The organism is Bradyrhizobium sp. LeoA1Lang, assembly GCF_055413685.1.
The window spans coordinates 47,265-70,140 of record NZ_JBVAPG010000013.1 but is presented as its reverse complement, the minus strand read 5'-3'; the positions used below and the strand labels follow the sequence as shown (position 1 = coordinate 70,140).

The 22,876-nt window shown below is 63.4% G+C and carries 20 protein-coding genes; 13 read left to right on the top strand and 7 right to left on the bottom strand.

The features are described from left to right. Nucleotides 1–285 precede the first annotated feature (285 nt). The 4 genes from ACZYOF_RS07435 to tyrS all read right to left on the bottom strand — a co-directional run bounded on the left by ACZYOF_RS07435 (nt 286) and on the right by tyrS (nt 6,613). Nucleotides 286–1,980, bottom strand: a complete 1,695-nt coding sequence (locus ACZYOF_RS07435; protein ID WP_463715316.1) for a methyl-accepting chemotaxis protein — start codon at nt 1,978–1,980, stop codon at nt 286–288. 280 nt (nt 1,981–2,260) lie between these two features. Continuing rightward, a complete protein-coding gene (locus ACZYOF_RS07430) occupies nt 2,261–3,958 on the bottom strand; it encodes a methyl-accepting chemotaxis protein (protein WP_463715315.1) in 1,698 nt (565 codons plus the stop codon). Nucleotides 3,959–4,059: 101 nt separating this feature from the next. After that, a complete protein-coding gene (locus ACZYOF_RS07425; protein WP_463715314.1) occupies nt 4,060–5,301 on the bottom strand; it encodes an MFS transporter in 1,242 nt (413 codons plus the stop codon). A 55-nt stretch (nt 5,302–5,356) separates the two neighbouring features. Beyond that, entirely contained in the window at nt 5,357–6,613 is a 1,257-nt protein-coding gene (gene tyrS, locus ACZYOF_RS07420) for a tyrosine--tRNA ligase (RefSeq protein ID WP_463715313.1), read from the bottom strand. Between the two features lie 165 nt (nt 6,614–6,778). Here tyrS and ACZYOF_RS07415 point away from each other — a divergent pair, with 165 nt between their 5' ends. Next, nucleotides 6,779–7,882: an anhydro-N-acetylmuramic acid kinase gene (locus ACZYOF_RS07415; RefSeq protein WP_463715312.1), complete on the top strand. Its 1,104-nt coding sequence runs from the start codon at nt 6,779–6,781 to the stop codon at nt 7,880–7,882. 87 nt (nt 7,883–7,969) lie between these two features. Continuing rightward, nucleotides 7,970–8,647: a glutathione S-transferase family protein gene (locus tag ACZYOF_RS07410; protein WP_463715311.1), complete on the top strand. Its 678-nt coding sequence runs from the start codon at nt 7,970–7,972 to the stop codon at nt 8,645–8,647. A gap of 113 nt (nt 8,648–8,760) precedes the next feature. Here ACZYOF_RS07410 and ACZYOF_RS07405 read toward each other — a convergent pair whose 3' ends face one another. Next, the gene (locus ACZYOF_RS07405) at nt 8,761–9,408 is read right to left on the bottom strand and encodes an alpha/beta hydrolase (RefSeq protein WP_028169230.1); all 648 of its coding nucleotides are present in this window, start codon (nt 9,406–9,408) and stop codon (nt 8,761–8,763) included. A 353-nt stretch (nt 9,409–9,761) separates the two neighbouring features. Here ACZYOF_RS07405 and ACZYOF_RS07400 point away from each other — a divergent pair, with 353 nt between their 5' ends. The 10 genes from ACZYOF_RS07400 to ACZYOF_RS07355 all read left to right on the top strand — a co-directional run bounded on the left by ACZYOF_RS07400 (nt 9,762) and on the right by ACZYOF_RS07355 (nt 17,971). Beyond that, nucleotides 9,762–10,916, top strand: coding sequence for a cysteine desulfurase family protein (locus ACZYOF_RS07400; RefSeq protein ID WP_463715310.1), 1,155 nt, complete (start codon nt 9,762–9,764; stop codon nt 10,914–10,916). Between the two features lie 88 nt (nt 10,917–11,004). After that, nucleotides 11,005–12,501, top strand: a complete 1,497-nt coding sequence (sufB, locus tag ACZYOF_RS07395) for a Fe-S cluster assembly protein SufB (RefSeq protein WP_463715309.1) — start codon at nt 11,005–11,007, stop codon at nt 12,499–12,501. 4 nt (nt 12,502–12,505) lie between these two features. Next, on the top strand, nt 12,506–12,706 hold the full coding sequence (locus ACZYOF_RS07390) for a hypothetical protein (RefSeq protein ID WP_463715308.1): 201 nt from the start codon (nt 12,506–12,508) through the stop codon (nt 12,704–12,706). A 16-nt stretch (nt 12,707–12,722) separates the two neighbouring features. Next, a complete protein-coding gene (gene sufC / locus ACZYOF_RS07385) occupies nt 12,723–13,475 on the top strand; it encodes a Fe-S cluster assembly ATPase SufC (RefSeq protein WP_463715307.1) in 753 nt (250 codons plus the stop codon). An 18-nt stretch (nt 13,476–13,493) separates the two neighbouring features. Beyond that, the gene (sufD, locus tag ACZYOF_RS07380; protein WP_463715306.1) at nt 13,494–14,819 is read left to right on the top strand and encodes a Fe-S cluster assembly protein SufD; all 1,326 of its coding nucleotides are present in this window, start codon (nt 13,494–13,496) and stop codon (nt 14,817–14,819) included. Then, complete coding sequence (locus ACZYOF_RS07375; protein WP_463715305.1) at nt 14,816–16,063, top strand: cysteine desulfurase; 1,248 nt, start codon at nt 14,816–14,818, stop codon at nt 16,061–16,063. The genes sufD and ACZYOF_RS07375 overlap by 4 nt, the downstream gene beginning before the upstream one ends. Continuing rightward, entirely contained in the window at nt 16,060–16,434 is a 375-nt protein-coding gene (locus tag ACZYOF_RS07370; protein WP_130578796.1) for an SUF system Fe-S cluster assembly protein, read from the top strand. The genes ACZYOF_RS07375 and ACZYOF_RS07370 overlap by 4 nt, the downstream gene beginning before the upstream one ends. Before the next feature lie 6 nt (nt 16,435–16,440). Then, on the top strand, nt 16,441–16,854 hold the full coding sequence (locus tag ACZYOF_RS07365) for a VOC family protein (RefSeq protein WP_463715304.1): 414 nt from the start codon (nt 16,441–16,443) through the stop codon (nt 16,852–16,854). Between the two features lie 123 nt (nt 16,855–16,977). Beyond that, nucleotides 16,978–17,367: a HesB/IscA family protein gene (locus ACZYOF_RS07360; protein ID WP_027584369.1), complete on the top strand. Its 390-nt coding sequence runs from the start codon at nt 16,978–16,980 to the stop codon at nt 17,365–17,367. 175 nt (nt 17,368–17,542) lie between these two features. Then, nucleotides 17,543–17,971 carry a TfoX/Sxy family protein gene (locus tag ACZYOF_RS07355; protein ID WP_130584211.1) on the top strand — a complete coding sequence of 143 codons (429 nt, stop codon included), beginning with the start codon at nt 17,543–17,545 and terminating at the stop codon, nt 17,969–17,971. 186 nt (nt 17,972–18,157) lie between these two features. Here the strand turns inward: ACZYOF_RS07355 and ACZYOF_RS07350 are convergent, their stop codons facing one another. Beyond that, complete coding sequence (locus tag ACZYOF_RS07350; RefSeq protein WP_130584209.1) at nt 18,158–19,225, bottom strand: GGDEF domain-containing protein; 1,068 nt, start codon at nt 19,223–19,225, stop codon at nt 18,158–18,160. 212 nt (nt 19,226–19,437) lie between these two features. Further along, complete coding sequence (locus ACZYOF_RS07345) at nt 19,438–20,853, bottom strand: DEAD/DEAH box helicase (RefSeq protein ID WP_463715303.1); 1,416 nt, start codon at nt 20,851–20,853, stop codon at nt 19,438–19,440. Between the two features lie 537 nt (nt 20,854–21,390). Here ACZYOF_RS07345 and ACZYOF_RS07340 point away from each other — a divergent pair. Next, a complete protein-coding gene (locus tag ACZYOF_RS07340; RefSeq protein ID WP_463715302.1) occupies nt 21,391–22,860 on the top strand; it encodes a caspase family protein in 1,470 nt (489 codons plus the stop codon). The last annotated feature ends 16 nt before the right edge of the window (nt 22,861–22,876 follow it).

Genomic DNA, 22,876 nt, shown 5'->3' with positions numbered 1-22,876 from the left:
AACGATGTCAACCGTTGTAACGTATCAAGATCGGGCTGCAGTCCGATTGCCCCAGCGCCGGTTGCGCGAACGAAGTCCGACGGTGGCCGTGGCAGCAATAGCGATTGGCGTCTATTCTTGCGCCGGGTTTCCACCCACGCGTCAGGAAGACTAGACCGGTTTCTTTTTGTCGGCCACGCATTTCACCTGGCATCTCAAGGCGCCAAGAATTTTTTCGCTGAGACATGTCAGCGAAGCTGACACGTGCGACTTTCTTTGGGCTGCATCAGACGGCAAGGCGCCGGCTCACGCGGCGCGGACGCCGGCGAGGAACGTCGAGACTTCGCCGGAGAGCTGCTCGGCCTGCTTGGAGAGGTTGCTGGCCGCGGCGAGGACGAGGCCGGCGGCGTTGCCGGTCTCGTTGGCCGCGGCGCTCACTCCGCCGATATTGGTCGTGACTTCCTTGGTCGCTTCCGCCGTCTGCGACACGCTGCGTGCGATTTCGGCCGTTGCTGCGCCCTGCTGCTCGATTGCGGAGCCGATCGAGGTGGCGATGGTGCTGACTTCCTCGATCGTGGCGGTGATGCCGTCGATCGCCTCGACCGCTTCCTTGGTCGCGCCCTGGATCTGCGCGATGCGCGTGGCGATCTCTTTGGTGGCTTCCGCGGTCTGGCTTGCGAGAGTCTTGACCTCGGAGGCGACCACGGCAAAACCACGGCCGGCTTCACCGGCACGTGCGGCTTCGATCGTCGCGTTGAGCGCGAGGAGGTTGGTCTGCTCGGCAATGCTGGAGATCAGCTCGGCGACGTGCTCGATCTGCTGGGCGCCGTCGGCGAGCGCCCGCACGATGGTATCGGTGCGGCGCGCGCTCTCGACGGCGCGGCCGGTGACATTGGCCGACTGGGTCACCTGGCGGCTGATCTCGGAGATCGAGGAGGACAATTCCTCGGCAGCCGAGGCCACAGTCTGGACCCGAGAGCTTGCCTCCGTTGCGGCCGAACCGACCACCGAGGCGCGGTGATTGGTGCCCTCGGCGGTCGAGGACATCGACTTTGCGGTGGCTTCCAGCTCGCTGGATCCCGACGCCATCAGTCCGACAAGCTGGCCAACCGATGCATCAAAGCGATCGGCGAGGGCGATCAAGGCGTCGCGCTTTTCCTTCTCGCTCCGCTGCTTGGTTGCGTCCTGTTCGGCTTCCAGCGCCCGTGCGGTGATCGCGGTCTGTCGCAAGACCTCCAGCGTTTCCGCCATGCGGCCGATCTCGTCACGGCGCGCGGTTTCCTCGACCGCTTCGTCGAGCGAGCCTTCGGCAATGCGCTGCATCCGGTTCTTCTGACGCTCCAGCGCGCCCACGACGTCGCGGGCAATCAGCCACGACAACAGCCCCATCAGCAGCATCAGACCGCCGCCGATCGCGCCAAGCTCCAGCAGCAGGCCATTCACATCGGCGTCGATATCATCCACATAGAGCCCGTAGCTCAAGAACACGTTCCATGGCTCGAAGCTGCGGGCAAAGACCATTTTCCGCAACGGCACAGTCTGCCCGGGACGCGGATAAAGATAGGATGCGGTGCTGCCTTCCGGGTTCTGCCGGGCGGCTGCGATAATTGCGTCCACGATCACGACGCCGTTGGCGTCCTTTATGCCGTTGGCCTTGCCTTCGAGCTTGGAATTGGCAGCGTTCAACATCACCGAAGCGTCGGCATTATAGGCGATGGGATAGCCTTGGCCATTGTTGAACATCATCTTCCGGCCGCGCTGACGAAACTGCTCCTTCGCCTCGGCGATGGTCATCTTCCCGGCGGCGACGTCGTCCTGCAGCGACTGCGCCACCCCGTAGAGCAGGTCGACCGCCGTCCGCATCTGTGCGACGCGATCGTCCAACATGCGGCTTCGGCTGAGCCAGGCCGATCCGCCGATGATCGCGACGACGGTCAGTGCCGCGAGAATCACGATGCTGGCGAGCTTGGTGCGGATTTTCAGTCGGCTGAGAAGGTTCATTGTGGCCTCTGCAGGAATTGCTTCCCAAGGCGTAGCAGCGACTGTCTTACCAATCGTGAATCGAGCAATGCGATTCTGAACGGGCATACGTCCGCGGCGTGCAACGTCTGACACAAAATTAGGCTGCGCACGATAGTGACATGCCGATCTTTCCCGTCAGCTTGATCAGTGCTGCAGCGCAGGCATCACGAGGAACGGAATCGTTCCCAGCGGCACGTTGACCAGCGCGAAGGCGATCAGTGCGTTGTAGCCGTGGGGCCAGTCCTGGAACAGGCCGCTATCACGCAGCGCGTACGCCGGCGAGGAAGGTGGAGACTTCGCCGGAAAGCTGCTCGGCCTGCTTGGACAGGTTGCTGGCTGCGGCGAGAACGAGGCCCGCGGCGTTGCCGGTCTCGTTGGCGGCGGCGCTCACTCCGCCGATATTGGTCGTCACTTCCTTGGTCGCTTCTGCCGTCTGCGACACGCTGCGTGCGATTTCGGCCGTTGCCGCGCCCTGTTGCTCGATCGCGGAGCCGATCGAGGTGGCGATGGTGCTGACTTCCTCGATCGTGGCGGTGATGCCGTCGATCGCCTCGACCGCTTCCTTGGTCGCGCCCTGGATCTGCGCGATGCGCGTGGCGATCTCTTTGGTGGCTTCCGCGGTCTGGCTTGCGAGAGTCTTGACCTCGGAGGCGACCACGGCAAAGCCTCGGCCGGCTTCACCGGCACGTGCGGCTTCGATCGTCGCGTTGAGCGCGAGGAGGTTGGTCTGCTCGGCAATGCTGGAGATCAGCTCGGCGACGTGCTCGATCTGCTGGGCGCCGTCGGCGAGCGCCCGCACGATGGTATCGGTGCGGCGCGCGCTCTCGACGGCGCGGCCGGTGACATTGGCCGACTGGGTGACCTGGCGGCTGATCTCGGAGATCGAGGAGGACAATTCCTCGGCGGCCGAAGCTACCGTCTGCACCCGCGAGCTTGCCTCCGTTGCGGCCGAACCGACCACCGAGGCGCGGTGATTGGTGCCCTCGGCGGTCGAGGACATCGACTTTGCGGTGGCTTCCAGTTCGCTGGATCCCGACGCCATCAGTCCGACGAGCTGGCCAACCGATGCATCAAAGCGATCGGCGAGGGCGATCAAGGCGCCGCGCTTTTCCTTCTCGCTCTGCTGCTTGGTTGCAACCTGTTCGGCTTCCAGCGCCCGTGCGGTGATCGCGGTCTGCCGCAGGACCTCCAGCGTTTCCGCCATGCGGCCGATCTCGTCACGGCGCGCGGTTTCCTCGACCGCTTCGTCGAGCGAGCCTTCGGCAATGCGCTGCATCCGGTTCTTCTGACGCTCCAGCGCGCCCACGACGTCGCGGGCAATCAGCCACGACAACAGCCCCATCAGCAGCATCAGACCGCCGCCGATCGCGCCAAGCTCCAGCAGGACGGCATTCATGTCGGCGTCGATGTCGTCCACATAGAGTCCGTAGCTCATGACGATGTTCCACGGCTCAAAGCTGCGAACATAGGTCATTTTCCGCGCCGGCACGGTCTGCCCGGGGCGTGGATAAAGGTAGGATGTGGTGCCGCCTTCCGGGCTCTGCCGGCCGGCAGCGATCTGGGCATCCGCGATCAGGACGCCATTGGCATCCTTGGTGCCGTTGATCTTGCCTTCGAGCTTGGGATTGGCGCTGTTCAACAGCAGCGACGTATCGGCGATATTGTAGGCGTTCGGATATCCCTGGCCGTTGTTGAAAGTCATTTTGCGGCCGCGCTGGCGAAACTGCTCCTTCGCCTCGGCGACCGTCATCTTTCCGGCAGCGACATCCTCCTGCAGCGACTGCGCCACGCCGTAGAGCAGGTCGGCCGCCGTCCGCATCTGTGCGACGCGGTCGTCCAGCATGCGGTTTCGGTTGATCCAGGCCGCACCCGCGACGATTGCGAAAACGGTCAGTGCCGCGAGAGCCACTATGCAGGCGAGTTTGGTGCGGATCGTCAGTCGGCTGAGAAGGTTCATTGCGGCCTCTGCGGGTATCGTGTCCCGAGGCATAGCAGGAAGTGTCTTACCAATCGTGAATCGGGTATGCCATCAAGGGGATACCTCCGAGGCGCCCTTGATCAGCGGCGCAGTGCCGGCACGACCAGGAACGGAATCATTCCCAGGATCACGCTGACCAGCGCGAATGCGATCACCGGATTGTAGCTGTGGGCGAAGTCGTGGATCAGGCCGCCGGCCCAGGATCCGAACGCGGAGCCGAGCCCGCTGCCGATCGAGATGGTGCCATAGATCGTGCCGACCCGCTTGCCGCGGAAGATCTTCATCGCGGTGGCCGTGATCAGCGGGCCGCGCGAGCCGATCATGCTGCCGAAACAGACGACGAAGCCGGTCAAGAGCCAGAAGTTCGGATACCACTGCAGCAGCCAGAGCAGGATGATGCCAAGGATCGAGATCGCATAGCTGAGCAGGACTGACGGCCGGCGTCCGATGATGCTGTCGAGTTCGGAAACGCCGAGCATGCCGAACAGCAGCACGACGCCGCTGAACCCCCAGGCGGTCGCGGCTTGTAGCGGCGGAAAGCCGGCGTCGATCAGATAGGCGACGATCTGTGCCGAGATCGCGTACATGCCGATCGCGGTGAAGAAGAACGTGGCAAACAGCGCCCAGAAGGCGTGGTGGCGTATCGCGCCGAGCAGCGTCCAGCCTTCGTCTACGATGTCAAGATCGGCTTTCTTCACCACATGCGGCGAGCCGCGCGAGAACCGCTGCCATGGCAACAGCAATAGCGGCACCAGCAGGCACAGCGCCGTGATGCCGAAGATCTGGTAGGCGCCGCGCCAGCCGACGCGATCGATCAAGAGCTGCGAGGCCGGGAGCAGCACGAGCACGCCGGCGCCGGTCGCGGAATAGACCACCGCCATCGCGGTCGGCAGGCGAGGACCGAACCAGCGGCCGAGCAGGATCGAGTTCGGCACATTGCCGATGAACGCGATACCAACTCCGACGCAGAGGCCGATGCTGAACTGCAATTGCCAGAGATATTGTGCATGCGCGGCGACCAGGAATGAGCCGCCGAGCAGAAGCAGTCCGAGCGAATAGACGACTCGCGGCCCCGAATGGTCGAACAGGCGGCCGATCAGCGGCGCGGTGAGGCCGCCGGCAAGCCAGGTCAGCGAATAGACCGAGACGATCTGCGCGCGGTCCCAGCCGAAACTTTCCGAGATCGGTTTCAGGAAGACGGTGAAACTCTCGCCGAGGCCGCGGCCGATCAGCGCGAGTGCAAAGCACAGCGCGAGCACGTTGAGCGCGACGCGCGTCGGCGGCTTCGCCGCCATTTCCTCCCCGGGCGTGTTCTTGTCCATGAGAGGAGGGAGCGCGTTTCCGCGCCTCCCCACAAGCCGCAAAAAGCGAATGCGCCTATGCAGCCTTCAACAGGACGTGCCGCTTCTTGCCGAGCGACAGCTTGATCACACCTTCCGCGGTGAGGTCGGACGGCGTCAGCACCATCTTCTCGTCGGTGACGGCGACGTCGTTGACGCGCAAGCCGCCGCCCTTGATCTGGCGCCGCGCCTCGCCATTGGAGGCGACGAGGCCGGCCTTCACATAGGCGGCCAGCACGCCGATGCCGGCATCCAGTTCGCCGCGCGGAATTTCGATCGTGGGCAGCGTCTCCGCGAGCGCGCCTTCCTCGAAGGTGCGGCGCGCGGTCTCGGCGGCCTCAACGGCGGCATCGCGGCCGTGGAGCAGGGAGGTCGCCTCGGTCGCCAGCACCTTCTTGGCCTCGTTGATCTCGGAGCCCTGCAGCGCCTCCAGCTTCCCGATCTCGCTCATCGAAAGCGTCGTGAACAGCTTCAGGAATCGTCCGACGTCGGCGTCTTCCGTGTTGCGCCAGTATTGCCAGTAATCGTAGGGGCTGAACTGGTCGGCGTTCAGCCAGACCGCGCCGGCCGCGGTCTTGCCCATCTTGGCGCCGGAAGCCGTGGTCAACAGCGGTGTCGTCAATGCGTAGAGCTGATGGGTGCCCATGCGGCGGCCGAGGTCCACACCGGTCACGATGTTCCCCCATTGATCGGAGCCACCCATCTGCAAATTGCAGCCGTAGCGACGTGCCAGTTCGACGAAGTCGTAGGACTGCAGGATCATGTAGTTGAATTCGATGAAGCTCATCTCCTGGTCGCGATCGAGGCGGAGCTTGACCGAGTCCATGGAAAGCATGCGGTTCACGGAGAAGTGCCGACCGATATCCCGCAACATTTCGATGTAATTGAGCTTGGTCAGCCACTCCGCATTGTCGGCCATCACGGCATCGGTCTTGCCTTCCCCAAACTTCAGGAAGCGCTTGAAGACGTGCTTGATCGATTCCTTGTTCGCGTCAATTTGCTCGATGGAGAGAATTTGGCGCGTTTCGTCCTTGCCCGAGGGGTCGCCGACGCGCGTGGTGCCTCCGCCCATCAAGGTGATCGGTTTGCCGCCAGCGGTTTCCTGCAGCCAGTGCAGCATCATGGCCGACAACAAATGGCCGATATGCAGGGACGGGGCCGTGCAGTCGTAGCCCACATAGGCCACGATCTCGCCCTTGGCGGCGAGCGCGTCGATGCCCACCCCGTCCGACACCTGATGAACGAAGCCGCGCCACTGCAGCTCATTCATAAAATCCGATTTAAATGTAGTCATTTGTCGGCGACTCTGATCATTCTTGTTTTACGGTAATTGCAGCCGGTTGCGGAACCATGACCGAACGGGCTGCCGCCGCGAGGCGCGCTGTGGCATTATAAGATGTGCTTGTTTGATACAAGCCGGGCATCAGGGCAGGGCAAAAGGGGCGTCGAAGGCACAGGGATGATGTTGACCGCACTCGGTCTGATGAGCGGGACCTCACTCGACGGGGTCGACGTGGCACTGATCGAAACCGATGGAAAGCAGGTCAAGTCGTTCGGGCCGTCCGGCTACCGGCCCTACACCAATGCCGAGCGCAGCCTGCTGCGCCAGGCGCTTACCGAGGCCGTCCATCTATCGCACCGCGACGCCCGGCCCGGGATCCTGGCCGAGGCCGAACGCGCCGTGACGCTGGCGCATGCCGAGGCGGTCGCCGCCTTCACCGCGCAGAATCGCATCACGCCGGAGGAGATCGACATTGTCGGCTTCCACGGCCAGACCGTGCTGCACCGGCCCGAGCGCCAATTGACGGTGCAGATCGGCGACGCTGCGGCGCTGGCGAAGGCGATCCACATTCCCGTGATGTATGATTTCCGCGCCGCCGATGTGGCGTCTGGCGGGCAGGGCGCGCCGTTCGTGCCGGTCTATCACCGGGCGCTGGTGCAATCCGTGCAGCGCGAGGGGCCGACCGTGGTGGTCAATGTCGGCGGCGTCTCCAACATCACCTATATCGACGGCACCGACACGCTGATCGCCTGCGACACCGGTCCCGGCAACGCGCTGCTCGACGACTACATGTTCCGCATGATGAGCCAGCCGTTCGACACCGACGGCCGGTTCGCCGCCCAGGGCAGGGCCAATGAGGCCTGGATTGCCCGCGCGCTGGAATTGCCGTTCTTCGCGCTGCCGCCGCCGAAATCGCTGGATCGCAATGATTTCGCCGCATTGAAGCTCGGGGACGTCGCACCCGCCGACGGCGCGGCGACGCTGACCGCCTTCACCGCGGCCGCGATTGCCCGCGTGGTGCCGCTATTGCCGAAGGTGCCGAAGAGCTGGATTGTCGCCGGCGGCGGTGCGCGCAATCTGACCATGCTGCGGATGCTGCGCGAGCGGGTTGCGCCCGCGACCGTCGAAGCGGCCGATGCGCTCGGCTGGTCTCCGGATGCGATCGAAGCACAGGCCTTCGGCTTCCTCGCCGTGCGCGGGATGAAGGGCCTGCCGCTCAGTTATCCCGCCACGACCGGCGTGCCGATTCCCATGACCGGGGGTGTCATCGCGCGGCCTTAAAGGGTAGATGCAATTGCATCTTTCTTGACTGTTTATGCAAATGCATTTAGATGCATGCGAGTGCATGAAACTAGCGAGGAGTGCGCCATGGCCGCTGCGTTGAAACTGATCAGCCACAAGCTCTGTCCCTATGTGCAGCGCGCGGTGATCGCTCTCGCAGAGAAGGGCGTCGCCTTCGAACGGATCGATATCGATCTCGCTAACAAGCCGGACTGGTTTCTGAAGATATCGCCGCTTGGTAAGGTGCCGGTACTGACGGTTGCGACCGAAAAGGGCGAGGTGGCGCTGTTCGAGAGCAACGTGATCTGCGAATACATCGAGGAGACGCAACCTGGCGCCAAGCTGCACCCGCAGAACCCGCTTGCGCGCGCCGAACATCGCGCCTGGATGGAATTCGGCTCGGCGATCTTGAGCGATCTCTGGGGCCTCGAGACTGCCAAGGATGCCGCGACCTTCGAGGCCAAGCGCGAGGCGGTCACCGCCAAATTCGCCCGCGTCGAGGCGGTGCTCGGCGCGGGTCCGTTCTTCGCGGGCGAGGAATTCAGCCTGGTGGATGCGGTGTTCGCGCCGATCTTCCGCTATTTCGACGTGTTCGACGAATTCATCGACCTTGCGGTGTTCAAGGACATGCCGAAGGCTCGGAAGTGGCGCGCGGAGTTGGCGAAACGCCCGAGCGTGAAGGCCGCGGTTGGCGCCGACTATCCGCAATTGCTGCGCGCCTTCCTCAAGCAGCATGACGCGCATTTGTTGAAGCTTGCGGCGTAACCCGGCCGTCTTCGTAGCCCGGATGGAGCGCAGCGCAATCCGGGGCTGCTCGCGACGCGGATGCAGGTGTCGCGGGTTGCGCTTCGCTTCACCCGGGCTACACGGCTGCGACGTCAGCGCACGTTGGCGAGACGCATGTCGAGATAGCCGGTGACCGTTTCCATCAATGGCTCAAGCTTGCCGTCGAAGAAATGGTTGGCGCCGGGGATGATCTGCTGATCGATCACGATGCCCTTCTGCGTCTTCAATTTCTCGACCAGCGTGTTGACGTCCTTGGGCGGCACCACGGCGTCCTTGTCGCCATGCACGATCAGTCCGGAGGAAGGGCAGGGCGCCAGGAACGAGAAGTCATAGAGATTGGCCGGCGGCGCGATCGAGATGAAGCCCTCGACCTCGGGCCGGCGCATCAGAAGCTGCATGCCGATCCAGGCGCCGAACGAAAAGCCCGCGACCCAGCAGGCGCGCGCCTCGGGATTGATGCTCTGCGCCCAGTCGAGCGCGGAGGCTGCATCCGACAATTCGCCGGTGCCGTGGTCGAACGAGCCCTGGCTGCGGCCGACCCCGCGGAAGTTGAAGCGCAGCACCGAGAAGCCGCGATGCGCGAAGGCATAGTAGCACTGGTAGACGATCTGGTGATTCATCGTGCCGTGAAACTGCGGGTGCGGATGCAGGATCATGGCGATCGGCGCGTTCTTCTGCTTGGCCGGGTGGTAGCGGCCTTCGAGACGGCCCGCCGGGCCGTTGAAAATAACTTCAGGCATCAGTGATCCCTTGAGTGATCCTACGCTTGACCCTTGGTTGGCGCTGAGCAATCAACCGAGTTGTGCTGACTTCATCGGCCCCCGGCAGATAAAGTGGCTGGATTTACCGTGAACGGCGTCGTCAGGCGGCTTCCCGCGAACGAACGACGCCTCGGTTGGTTTTTGAGGCCCGCGCGTTCTAGCATGAGGCGAGGGGCAAAAAGCAAGCATCTTGAACAACGCCAAGCGTGTTCAATGCGTTAGCTGGTGATTGCGGGCGGTGCTGCAATCATCAACTGGCATAACGCCGGCAGGATTCGAGCGAAGATTGCCGGCTAGAACCCGCAAGAAGTGCTAAGGTATTGTATTACTCCATGGCGGACCGCGTCTATCTCGACTGGAATGCGACCACGCCGATTCGCCCCGAGGCGAAGGCGGCGATGGCTGCCGCGTGGGAGCTGTGCGGCAATCCGTCCTCGGTGCATGCCGAGGGGCGGCAGGCGCGGCGGCTGATCGAGGACGCGAGAAGCGCGATTGCCGCGGCGGTCGGCGGCGGGGCGCAGGATGTGGTGTTTGCCTCTGGCGGCACGGAAGCGAATGCGCTGGCGTTGACGCCGGGGGTGCGACGCGGCGGTGGTGCTGCTGTCCAGCGGCTCCTGGTGTCGGCGATCGAGCATGCCTCGGTGCTGTCAGGGGGACGCTTTGCGGCCGAGGCGATCGAAACGGTCGCGGTGACGCCGTCAGGCGTGCTGGACCTCGATGACCTCCGCGGCAAGCTTGCTGACGGTCCGTCGGCATTGGTGTCGGTCATGCTGGCCAATAACGAGACCGGCGCACTGCAGCCGGTCAGGGAGGCGGCCGAGATCGTTCATGCCGCCAGCGGCTTGCTTCACGTCGATGCGATCCAGGCCTTCGGGAAAATTCCCTTCGATCTCGGCTCATTGCAGGCGGATATGGTGACGCTCTCCGCGCACAAGATCGGCGGCCCCAAGGGCGTCGGGGCCATGGTTCTGGTGGAAGGCGTGGAGAGGCTCGAACCGCTTCTGCGCGGCGGCGGCCAGGAGCTCGGGCGCCGCGCCGGTACGGAGAACGTTGCCGGCATCTCGGCCTTTGGCGCGGCTACCAAGGCCGCGATGGCAGGCCTCGCGACCGACGCAGTCCGGCTGCAGGCCCTAAGGGACCGACTTGAGGCTGGCCTGAGGGAAGTTGATGGTATTATTGTATTCTCGGATGGCGTGCCTCGGCTGCCCAATACGACGCTGTTCACCGCGCCCGGGCTGAAGGCCGAGACAGCCGTGATCGGCTTCGACCTCGCCGGAATCGCGGTATCCTCGGGTTCCGCGTGTTCCTCCGGAAAGGTCCAGCCGTCACATGTGCTGGCCGCGATGGGGTTCCGGCCGGACCTCGCCCAGGGAGCAGTGCGGCTTAGTCTTGGCTGGTCTACATCCACCACAGACATAGATTTGGCCGTAAAGGCTTGGCTAAAGCTCGCCAATACCTTACTTAGAGTGGGACGAAACACAGCTTGAACGGTTCTAAGCGGGTTTTCGTCCACTAACCGTACCACTCTTTAGAACTGATCCACCGCGGTCCTTGAAACCGCGAGCGGAGGATTAAATGCCTGCTGTACAGGAGACGGTCGACCGTGTCCGACGGATCGACGTCGATCAGTATCGATATGGGTTCGAGACGCTCATCGAGTCCGAAAAGGCCCCCAAGGGGCTGTCGGAAGATATCGTCCGCTTCATCTCAGAGAAAAAGAACGAACCGGCCTGGATGCTGGAATGGCGCCTGGAGGCGTACCGCCGCTGGCTGACCATGACCGAGCCGACCTGGGCGCGCGTCAACTATCCCAAGATCGACTACCAGGACCTCTATTATTACGCGGCGCCGAAGCCCAAGAAGACGCTGTCGTCGATCGACGAGATCGATCCGGAGATTCTCAAGACCTACGAGAAGCTCGGCATTCCCTTGCGGGAAGTCGCGATCCTCGAGGGTGTCGAGCCGCCTCCGGGCGGGGAGCCGTCGGAACAGCGCAAGATCGCGGTCGACGCCGTCTTCGATTCGGTGTCGGTTGCGACCACCTTCCAGAAGGAATTGAAGAAGGCCGGCGTGATCTTCATGCCGATCTCGGAAGCGATCCGCGAGCATCCTGAACTCGTGAGGAAGTATCTCGGCAGCGTGGTGCCGACGACGGACAACTTCTTCGCCACGCTGAACTCGGCGGTGTTCTCCGACGGCTCGTTCGTCTACGTGCCGCCGGGCGTCCGCTGCCCGATGGAACTGTCGACCTATTTCCGCATCAACGAGCGCAACACCGGCCAGTTCGAGCGCACGCTGATCATCGCCGACAAGGGCTCCTATGTGAGCTACCTCGAAGGCTGCACCGCGCCGCAGCGCGACGAAAATCAGTTGCACGCCGCCGTGGTCGAGCTCGTTGCGCTCGATGACGCCGAGATCAAATATTCGACGGTGCAGAACTGGTACCCGGGCAATTCGGAAGGCAAGGGCGGCATCTACAACTTCGTCACCAAGCGTGGCGACTGCCGCGGCGCCCACTCGAAGATTTCCTGGACCCAGGTCGAGACCGGCTCTGCGATCACCTGGAAATATCCGAGCTGCATCCTGCGCGGCGACAATTCGCGCGGCGAGTTCTACTCGATCGCGATCTCGAATGGTTACCAGCAGGTCGACTCGGGCACCAAGATGATCCATCTCGGCAAGAACACCTCGAGCCGGATCATCTCCAAGGGCATTGCCGCCGGCAAGTCGCAGAACACCTATCGCGGCCTCGTCACCGCGCACCGCAAGGCCATCGGCGCGCGCAACTACACCGCCTGCGACTCGCTCCTGATCGGCGACAAATGCGGCGCGCACACCGTGCCTTACGTCGAGGCGAAGAACTCGTCGGCGACGTTCGAGCATGAGGCGACCACCTCGAAGATCTCCGAGGACGTGCTGTTCTACTGCGTGCAGCGCGGGCTGAGCCAGGAGGAAGCGGTCGGCCTCGTGGTCAACGGCTTCGTCAAAGACGTGCTGCAACAGCTCCCGATGGAGTTCGCGGTTGAGGCGCAGAAGCTGATCTCGATCTCGCTGGAGGGCAGCGTCGGGTAGGCAGATGAGGAACGCTCTCGCCATCGTCCGTTACGCGCCACTTGCGGTGTTCCTGTTTGTGGCGATTGCCGGCGCGATCGTGGCCCTCGTCGGAGGGGTGGCGGGATCGGTTGAGGCACTGGAATTTGGAAAATTGGCTGCTGGCCTGGGAGCCGTCGCTTTTTTCGGCTGGTTGTTCCTTCCAGTCTTGGTGAGCGCGCTCTAGGCAATAAGGAAAGATGATGACTGCATTGCTTGAAGTGAAAGATCTCCAGGTTCGCGTCGAGGATCGCGAGATCCTCCATGGCCTGTCGCTGACCGTGAATCCCGGCGAGGTGCACGCGATCATGGGGCCGAACGGCTCCGGCAAATCGACGCTCTCGCACGTCATCGCCGGCAAGCCGGGCTATGAGGTCACCGGCGGACAGATCCTGTTCCGCGGCGAGGATCTCTTGGAGATGGCGCCCGACGAGCGCGCCGCCAAGGGCGTGTTCCTGGCGTTCCAGTACCCGGTCGAAATCCCCGGCGTCGCCACCATGAATTTCCTGCGCACTGCGCTGAACGCGCAGCGCAAGGCGCGCGGCGAGAGCGAATATTCGACACCGGACTTCCTGAAGAAAGTCCGCGAGGTCTCCAAGTCGCTCAGCATTCCGCAGGACATGCTCAAGCGCGGCGTCAATGTCGGCTTCTCCGGCGGCGAGAAGAAGCGCAACGAGATCCTGCAGATGGCGCTGTTCGAGCCGAGCCTCTGCATCCTCGATGAAATGGACTCAGGTCTCGACATCGACGCGCTCAGGATCGCGGCCGACGGTGTCAACGCGCTGCGTTCGCCCGAGCGTGCCATGGTCGTGATCACCCACTACCAGCGGCTGCTCAACTACATCGTGCCGGACTATGTGCACGTGATGGCCAAGGGCTCGGTGGTGAAGACTGGCGGCAAGGAACTGGCGCTGCAGCTGGAAGAATCCGGCTATGCGCAGTTCGAAGACGCCTAAGCCTGAACGGAATTCGTGATGAACGTCGTGTTGGCAAAAACCGATACCGGGCGCGCGGTGAGCACCAGTTTTGCGCTCGCGCGCGAGCGGTTGCCTGGCTCCGGCAAGGTCGCTGAGCAAAGGCGGCAGGCCTTTGAGGCCTTTGAGGGCGCGGGCCTTCCGCACCGCCGGATCGAGGACTGGAAATATACCGACCTGCGCGCGTTGATGCGCGAGGTGTTGCCGCTGGCGGCTGCACCCGATGCGGCGGCTCTGTCGCGCGCGGAAGCCGCGCTCAAGCTGCATACGATCGAAGGCACGCGGCGGCTCGTGCTGGTCGATGGCGTGTTCGCGCCAAAGCTTTCCGATCTCGGCAAGGGCGAGAAGGGCCTTTCGGTCCGCACGCTGCGCGAGGTGCTGGAGGCGGGGGACGGCCCGCTACAGGGCGAGTTGCTGGCATCAGATAACTCCAATCCCATGATCGCGCTGAACACGGCGATGGCGACCGACGGCGTCGTGATCGAAATTGCCAACGGCACCGTGTTGGCGCAGCCGCTGCACGTGGTCCATGTCGCAAGCGTGGGCACACCGGCTGCGATGTTCACCCGTTCGCTGCTCCGGCTCGGCCGCGACGTGAGCGCGACGCTGGTGGAAAGCTTCGTCGCCACCGAAGGTACAAAGGCGTATCAGACCTACGACTCCCTGATCGTTTCGCTCGGCGACAATGCGCGGCTCGATCATCTCCGCCTGATCGAAGACGGGTTAGAGGCCTTCAACATTGCTTCCGCCGCGGTGACGCTCGGCGCGCATGCGCAGCTCAACACCTTTGGCATGGTCTCGGGCGCTGGTGTCAGCCGCTATCAGCCGACCATCGTCTTTGCGGGCGAGGGCGCGCGGGTCGACACCAACGGCGTCAACCTGATCAAGGGTCGGCAGCATGCCGACACCACGATGTTCATGGATCACGCGGTGCCGCACTGCGCCAGCCGCGAGGTGTTCCGCGCCGTGATCGACGACCGCGCCCACTCGGTGTTCCAGGGCCGCATCGTCGTCCGTCCGGACGCGCAGAAGACCGACGCCAAGATGATGACGCGGGCGCTCCTGCTCTCCGACGAGGCCGAGGCCGACAACAAGCCGGAACTCGAGATTTTTGCCGACGACGTCACCTGCGGCCATGGCGCGACCACCGGCGCGCTGGACGAAAGCCTCTTGTTCTATCTGCGTGCGCGCGGTCTTCCCGAGAAGGAAGCGCAGGCGCTCCTGATCCAGGCCTTCGTCGGCGAGGCCATCGAATCGATCGCGAACGATTCGCTGCGAGAGCATGTGATCGCGGCGGCACAGCGCTGGCTGGAGGCACGGGGATGAGTACGCATCCGGCGGTCGCCAATGGCGCTTACGATATCGCGCGGGTGCGCGAGGATTTTCCGGCGCTTGCGCTTAAGGTCTACGGCAAGCCGCTGGTCTATCTCGACAACGCGGCCTCCGCGCAGAAACCGAACGCGGTGCTCGACCGTATGGCCGAGGCCTACAAGACCGAATACGCCAATGTGCATCGCGGCCTGCACTACCTCGCCAATGCCGCGACGGAGGCTTACGAAGGCGCCCGCACCAAAGTGGCGAAGTTCGTCAACGCCCGGCGCAGCGAAGAGATCATCTTCACCCGCAACGTCACCGAGGCGATCAACCTGGTCGCCTCCTCATGGGGTGAGCCCAATATCGGGCAGGGCGATGAGATCGTGCTCTCGATCATGGAGCACCATTCCAACATCGTGCCCTGGCATTTCCTGCGTGAGCGGCATGGCGCTGTCATCAAATGGGCGCCGGTCGATGACGACGGCAATTTCCTGATCGAGGAATTCGAGAAGCTCATCTCGCCGCGCACCAAGCTGGTGGCGATCACGCAGATGTCGAACGCGCTCGGAACGCTGGTTCCGGTCAAGGAGGTCGTCAGGATCGCGCATGACCGCGGCATTCCCGTGCTGGTCGACGGCGCGCAGGGTGCCGTGCATCTGCCGATCGACGTCCAGGACCTCGACTGCGATTTCTACGCCTTCACCGGCCACAAGGTTTACGGCCCGACTGGCATCGGCGCGCTCTATGCCAAGCACGAGCACCTGGTCGCGATGCGTCCGTATAACGGCGGCGGCGAGATGATCCGCGAGGTCGCAAAGGACTGGGTCACCTATGGCGACCCGCCGCACAAATTCGAGGCCGGAACCCCGCCGATCGTCCAGGCGATCGGGCTGGGCGCTGCGATCGACTACGTCAATTCGATCGGCAAGGAGCGCATCGCCGCCCATGAGCACGACCTGCTCACCTACGCCCAGGAGCGCCTGCGCGAGATCAATTCGCTGCGGCTGATCGGCACCGCCCGGGAGAAGGGGCCGGTGATCTCCTTCGAGATGAAGGGCGCCCACCCCCATGATGTCGCGACCGTGATCGATCGCCAGGGCATTGCGGTGCGCGCCGGCACCCATTGCGTGATGCCGCTCTTAGAGCGGTTCAATGTCACAGCCACGTGCCGGGCCTCGTTCGGCATGTATAATACGAGGGAAGAGGTCGACCATCTGGCGCAAGCCTTGATCAAGGCCGGGGAATTGTTCGCATGACCGAGACAGCCGACGACGTCAAAACCGCCCATGTGGAGACGAGCTCCGCCTTGCCGCCGGAAGAGACCGAGCGTCTCAGCCAGGAGATCGTGGCCGCGTTGAAGACGGTGTTCGACCCGGAAATCCCGGCCGACATCTATGAGCTCGGATTGATCTACAAGGTCGATCTCAAGGACGACCGCAGCGTCGACGTCTTGATGACGCTGACCACGCCGAACTGCCCGGCGGCCGGCGAATTGCCGACCATGGTGGAGAATGCGCTGGCCAGTGTTCCCGGCATCGGCGTCGTCAACGTCAACCTGGTCTGGGAGCCGGCGTGGACGCCGGATCGGATGAGCGACGAGGCCCGTCTCGTGCTCAATATGTGGTGAGGGTCATTGCCGAAGCTATCCGGTGTCATCGAGACCGCACTCTATGTCGATGACCTCGACCGCGCCCGCGCGTTCTACACCGATGTGCTTGGCCTTGAGCCGCTGACGAGCGATTCGCGGTTTATGGCCTTCGACATAGGAGGCCGCAATGTGCTGCTGCTGTTTCGTCGCGGCGCCACGCTCGAGACGGTTCATCTGCCCGGCGGCACCATTCCGCCGCACGATGGCAACGGCCCGATCCATGCGGCCTTTGCCATCGCCGCGGACGAACTGCCGGCCTGGGAAAAGCGGCTTGGCGAGCACGATGTCGCGATCGAAGGCAGGACCGATTGGCCGCGCGGCGGCAAAAGCATCTACTTCCGCGATCCGGACAATCACCTGCTGGAACTGGTCACACCGGGAGTATGGGCCATCTACTAGGCGAGGCGTTCGGAGGAGTTCTAGCCAATTGCAAACATGAGACCTTCACAGCCGGAATTTCGTTGTTATTTTTGAGATGACAGACTTTGCCGCTCTGCATCGTAGGGAGAGAGAGCCGCTGCAATGGACACCATCGCACCAGTTGCCAAGCCGAAGCCGCGGCCGCGCCCGCAGGTGATGAAACTGACGGACGCCGCGGCAGCGCGGATCACGGAACTGACCAAGCGCGCCGATTCCGAGATCGTCGGCCTTCGCGTCGGCATCAAGAATGGCGGCTGCGCCGGCCAATCCTATACGGTCGAATACGCCCACGAGATCCGGCCGACCGACGAGGTGGTCGAGGACAAGGGCGTGAAGATCCTGGTCGACCCCAAGGCGGTCCTGTTCCTGCTCGGCACCGAGATGGACTACAAGGCCGACAAGATGCAGGCGCAGTTCATCTTCAACAACCCGAACCAGGTCTCCGCCTGCGGCTGCGGCGAGTCGGTGCAGCTCACGCCGGCGAAGGTGTAACGAGCTGCCGCAGCTTGCGCTAACCTCATCCTGAGGAGGCCGCGCTGCGGCCGTCTCGAAGGATGGCCACGGGCGAGAGCGGGGCCTCATGGTTCTCAAGGCGATGCGAAGCATCGTCCGGGGACGCGCTGGCGCGCTCCTCACCATGAGGGGTTGCAGTGGGGGCTGGCGCATGATGGACCGCGAATTCCTGATCGACCTGTTTGCCGATTTTGGTCCGGTCACCATCCGCCGCATGTTCTCCGGCTACGGTATTTCCGCTGACGGTACCAACTTCGCGCTGTCGCTGCGCGCGGGGCTCTATTTCCGTGCCGATGAAGAGACCATTCCGCGGTTTGAAGCGGAAGGCTCGAAGCCGTTCCAATATCAGACGAGCACCCGGACCGTTACGGTGAACTCCTACTGGCAGTTGCCGGCGCGGTTGTTCGACGATTCGGAAGAGCTGGCGCAATGGGCAAGGGCCGCACTCGCCGCCGCGCAGCGCGCCGCGTTGCGCAAGCGGCCGAAGGGGAGGAAGGCGGCGAAGAAGGCCTCGGCGAAGAAAGCCAAGAAGACGCCAAGTCGTAGGGTGGGCAAAGCGAAGCGTGCCCACCGTTCCAGATAGCGCGTGCGATGGTGGGCACGGCGCAAGTGCGCCTTTGCCCACCCTACGCAGCTCCAGCCCGTCATTGCGAGGAGCGCAGCGACGAAGCAATCCATGTCTCCACAAGCGGTGAGATGGATTGCTTCGCTTCGCTCGCAATGACGGGGAAAGAGCATGCTGGAAAACGCGAAAACCGCCGCGAAGCCGTCAAGCAACGCGGCTGCGGATCTCGGCGGTGTATTCGGGGTCGACTTCGCAGACCACGCGATTGCGGCCGGCGCGTTTGGCGGCATAGAGGCAGGCGTCGGCACGTTCGATCAGCGCATCCGTGTCGTCGCCCGCCTTCAGCAGGGAGACACCGACCGAGATGGTGACGCGGCCGAGAATCTCGCCGGTGGATTTCTTCTTCAATTCCTTCGCCATCACGGCGCGGCGGATGTGGTCGGCCACCGTCAGCGCCTGGCGTAGGCTGGTGTTGGGCAGCACGACCGCGAATTCCTCGCCGCCGTAGCGCGCGGTGATGTCCTGGCCCTTGATGGTCTGCTTCAAGGACATGCCGACCAGCCGCAGCACCTGGTCGCCGGTGAGATGGCCGTAGGAATCGTTGAACGATTTGAAATGGTCGATGTCGAACATCAGCAGCGACAGCGGCTGGTCATTGGCGATCGCGGTCTGCACTGCCATCTCGATCGAGCGGTCGAAATATTTGCGGTTGCCGAGTCCGGTCAGCGGATCGGTCAGGCTCTCGGCCCGGATCGCCTCCAAGCTGTGCTGGAGATTGCTGATTTCGGTCTTTGACAGCGCCAGGCGGTTCTCGAGCGCCTTGTTAGTTTCGCGCATCTCGTGCGTGGACTTCACAAGCTGCTCGATGATCGGCTTGAGCTGGTCGCGATTCTTCACGCTCGCGAGCCTTTCGCTGGCGCCGCTCAGGCTTGCGTCGTAGCTCGCAGACATGCCGAGCGCGTCCGAGATCAGCGTCACGACATCGTCGATCTCGCCGATGACACGCGCGCCGACCTTGTCGATACGATCGGAGGTCTTGATGTGGGAGAGATAGGTCTCGTAGATCTGCTCGAGATCGGCTTCGCTCAGCTTGCCGTTGCGCGCCAGAGTCTCGTTGATGATCTTATTGAGCGGAGCGTTGTATCCGGTCGCATAGACGTACCAGATTTCGTAATTGCGGGGGACGGCGGTCTGACGAAGCGACCTGATCTGGCCAAGCGCAACCTCGGCAAAAGCCATCGTGCGTTCGTGTTCGTCCAGCAGCTTGACCACTGATCAAGTCCCCAATGCCGAGCCGCGCCGCTCAGCCGCAATAACTAAAAGTATCGTTGCCACGCTAATGGAGGATAATGAACGCCCCGTAAATAGGGGAATCGCACGCCGCGCGCCGACGATTCTGATGGAAGAATCGGCGGCACGAAAAAAACGAACCAAGCCAAGAGATTAGGGCGTCGGCCTGATCCGGGCCGACGCTGTGCAAAGCGCTAGACGCGGGCCCGCACGGGGCGCAGCAGAAACGCAGGGAGATGCGAATGATCGGCCGGCTCTGAGTCGACGTCGCGCTGCGTGCGTCGCGGCTCCGGACGGCCGATCGAAGGCACGCGCGGGCTAGTGGCGGCCGGCGGCTGCGAATTGGCATTGCGGCTATCGCGGCCGTGACCAACTCGCGGCTCACGTTCGCGCCGCGAGTTGCGGCCGCTGCGCTCGCGCGATCCGTCACGCCGCCGCGCCTCGCGCGGCTGCTCGTCGGTCTCGTTCTCATCCGATTGAATTGTGAAGTCGCCTTCAGCACGCGGGATCGGCTGGCCGATCAGCTTCTCGATCGCAGCGACCGACTTGGTGTCGAGCGGCGTGACGATCGAGATTGCGGTACCGGTGCGGCCCGCGCGGCCAGTGCGGCCGATGCGGTGAACGTAGTCGTCGGGATGATGGGGGACGTCGAAATTGAAGACGTGGCTGACGGCGGGGATGTCGAGGCCGCGGGCGGCGACGTCGGAAGCGACCAGCAGCGGCAGCTCGCCCTTGCGGAACTGATCGAGCGCGGCCGTACGGGCGGACTGGTCCATGTCGCCGTGGAGCGCGCCGACGCTGAAGCCGTGCTTCTGCAGCGACTTGTGAAGAACGGCGACTTCGCGCTTGCGATTGCAGAAGATAATCGCGTTGTTGAGATCTTTGGCCCCGCGCAGCAGGCGGCGGAGGATTTCACGCTTCTGGTGCGGCTCGCGTCCGGAGGGCACCTGCGATTGCGTGACGGTGACGGCGGTGGTGGCGGGCTTGGAGACTTCGACCTTCACGGGGTTGTGGAGGAAGGCCTCGGTGATGCGCCGGATTTCCGGCGGCATGGTGGCGGTGAAGAACAGCGTCTGTCGGGTGAAGGGCACCAGTTTGCAGATGCGCTCGATATCGGGGATGAAGCCCATGTCCAGCATGCGGTCCGCTTCATCGATCACGAGCAGCTCGACGCCGGTGAGCAATAGTCCGCCGCGCTCGGTATGGTCGAGCAGCCGGCCGGGGGTTGCGATCAGGACGTCGACGCCGCGGGTCAATTTGCTGTCCTGGTCGCCGAACGAGACGCCGCCGATCAGGAGCGCCACGTTGAGTTTCTGGCCGGCGCCATAGCGGTCGAAGTTTTCCTTCACCTGGGCGGCGAGCTCGCGCGTCGGCTCGAGGATCAGGGTCCGTGGCATCCTTGCCCGGGCCCGGCCTTTCTCGAGGATGGTGAGCATCGGAAGCACGAAGGCCGCGGTCTTGCCGGTGCCGGTCTGGGCGATGCCGAGGACATCGCGGCGGGCGAGAACGTGGGGAATCGCCTGTTCCTGGATGGGCGTGGGATTGGTGTATCCGGTGGCCGCTACGGCGGCCAAGACCTTGTCGGAAAGGCCGAGATTGGAAAAAGACATTGAGCCTCTTGTCGACACCGCCGTTCGGAATCGAGGGTAAAAAGGCTGCCGCGTTTCGCCCCGAAACGGCGCGCTTCTGAAAAAAGCTCGGGGGCTCTGACTGACGCTGACGGGCGGCAAACTCAGGGAATCGCGTTTCGATCCAAGGCCGCGTTGACCGGAACATAGGTTCGAAATCGCCAAAGTCAATCTGGGAACCGCCTAAATGGCCGAAAAAGCTTAATGTTTTCGCACAAATAACGGGCGAGCTGTCATTTGGCCGTCAAATGGCGGGGCGGTACTGACGGAGCGCGAAACCTCGTACACTGAACCGGTTGGGGCGGTGTACCGACTATGGCATCGACGGTCGCGCGTTACGGGGCGCCCAGAGCATGATCCGGAAAAGTGGAAACCGGTTTTCCCTCGCGACAAACGCGAAGCGTTTGCGCGGAGATCATGCTCAAACAAAGGGATGAGATCATGATCCGATTCCGTCTAATCGGATCATGATCTAGTGAGACGGGGCAGAGAATGGCTGGCTTTCTTTCGAGAGTTCTGATGGTCGCGGGCATTGCCCTGGCATCGGCAACTCTCGCCGCGCCGGCGCGTGCGGAAAAGCGCGTGGCGCTGGTCGTCGGCAACAATGATTACAAAAACGTCCCGAAACTGCAAAAGGCGGTCAACGACGCCCGCACCATGGCCGACACGCTGAAGCAGCTCGGCTTCTCCGTGATGATCGCCGAGAACCAGAACCGGCAGCAATTCTCCGAGACGCTGCTAGCCTTCGACAAGGCGATCGAGCCCGGCGACACTGCGTTCTTCTTCTATGCCGGCCATGGCTTCGAGATCGCCGGCCAGAATTTCCTGCTGCCGACCGACGTGCCGGCGGCGACCGAGGGCCAGGAAGAATTGGTGCGCGACGCCTCTGTTCTCGCCGACCGCATCGTCGAGCGCCTGCAGAACAAGAAGGCGCGCACCTCGATCCTGGTGTTCGACGCCTGCCGCAATAATCCGTTCGAGCGGCCGGGAACGCGCGCAGTCGCCGGCGGCGGCGGGCTGGCGCCGATGACGCAGTTGCCGGAGGGCGTGTTCTCGGTGTTCTCGGCAGGCCCGCGCCAGACCGCCCTCGATCGGCTGTCGAATGACGATACCAATCCCAATTCGGTGTTCACCCGTACCTTCGCCAAGCAGTTGCTGCAGCCCGGCAAGAATCTGGTGCAGGTCGCCCAGCACACCCGGCGCCTGGTCAGCGAGGCGGCCGAGACCATCAGGCACAAGCAGATCCCGGTCTACTTCGATCAGATGGTGGATGACGTGTTCCTGAACGGCATGGCGAAAGGGCCGGATATGGCGGGAGCTGCCGAGGCACCGCAGAAGCTTGCAGCATTGCCGCCGGTTTCGGTGCCGCGCATTCCGAAGGACGATTCCGTCAACGCGCCGATCGCAAGTTTCTCCCGCCATAATGGCGGCTGGACGGTGGTGTTCTCGCTCGCGGACCCTGCGCTCGGAATCTCCTGGCGGATGGGCGACAGCGGCGATTTCCGCGAGACCGGGTTCATCGATACACTCGATCCGCGCACCCGCAAGCGGATGCCCAATCCGTCGATCGAGTTGGCCGCCGATGCGCCGGCCGGCACCATCCAGGTTCGCTATGTCGATGCGGCCGGGGAGACGCAAGGGCCGTTTCCGATCCGCTTCGATCCTGAAGCGGCACTGATCCGCGACCAGCGCAAGATCCTCGACATGACCGCGACGAGCTGGCTGTCGTTCCGCGAGTTCAACGGGCTCCTGGTCTATTACACCCATCTGATGTCCTATCGCTGCGCGATCCGCGAGGCGCGCGTCGGTATCGACAGCGCAGTGCCGGACAAGGTGCTGAAGATGCCGCCCTGCGATGCCCGCGACCCCAGCGTGATCCCGCACGAGGCGCAGCCCTATCTGAAGCTTGCGCCGCAGACCAAGTCGGTCTCGGTGGAGCTCACCTATCGCGACGGCAGCGTGTCGGAGATCAAGACGTTCCGCCGCTAAGCTCGTCTCTCTCGTC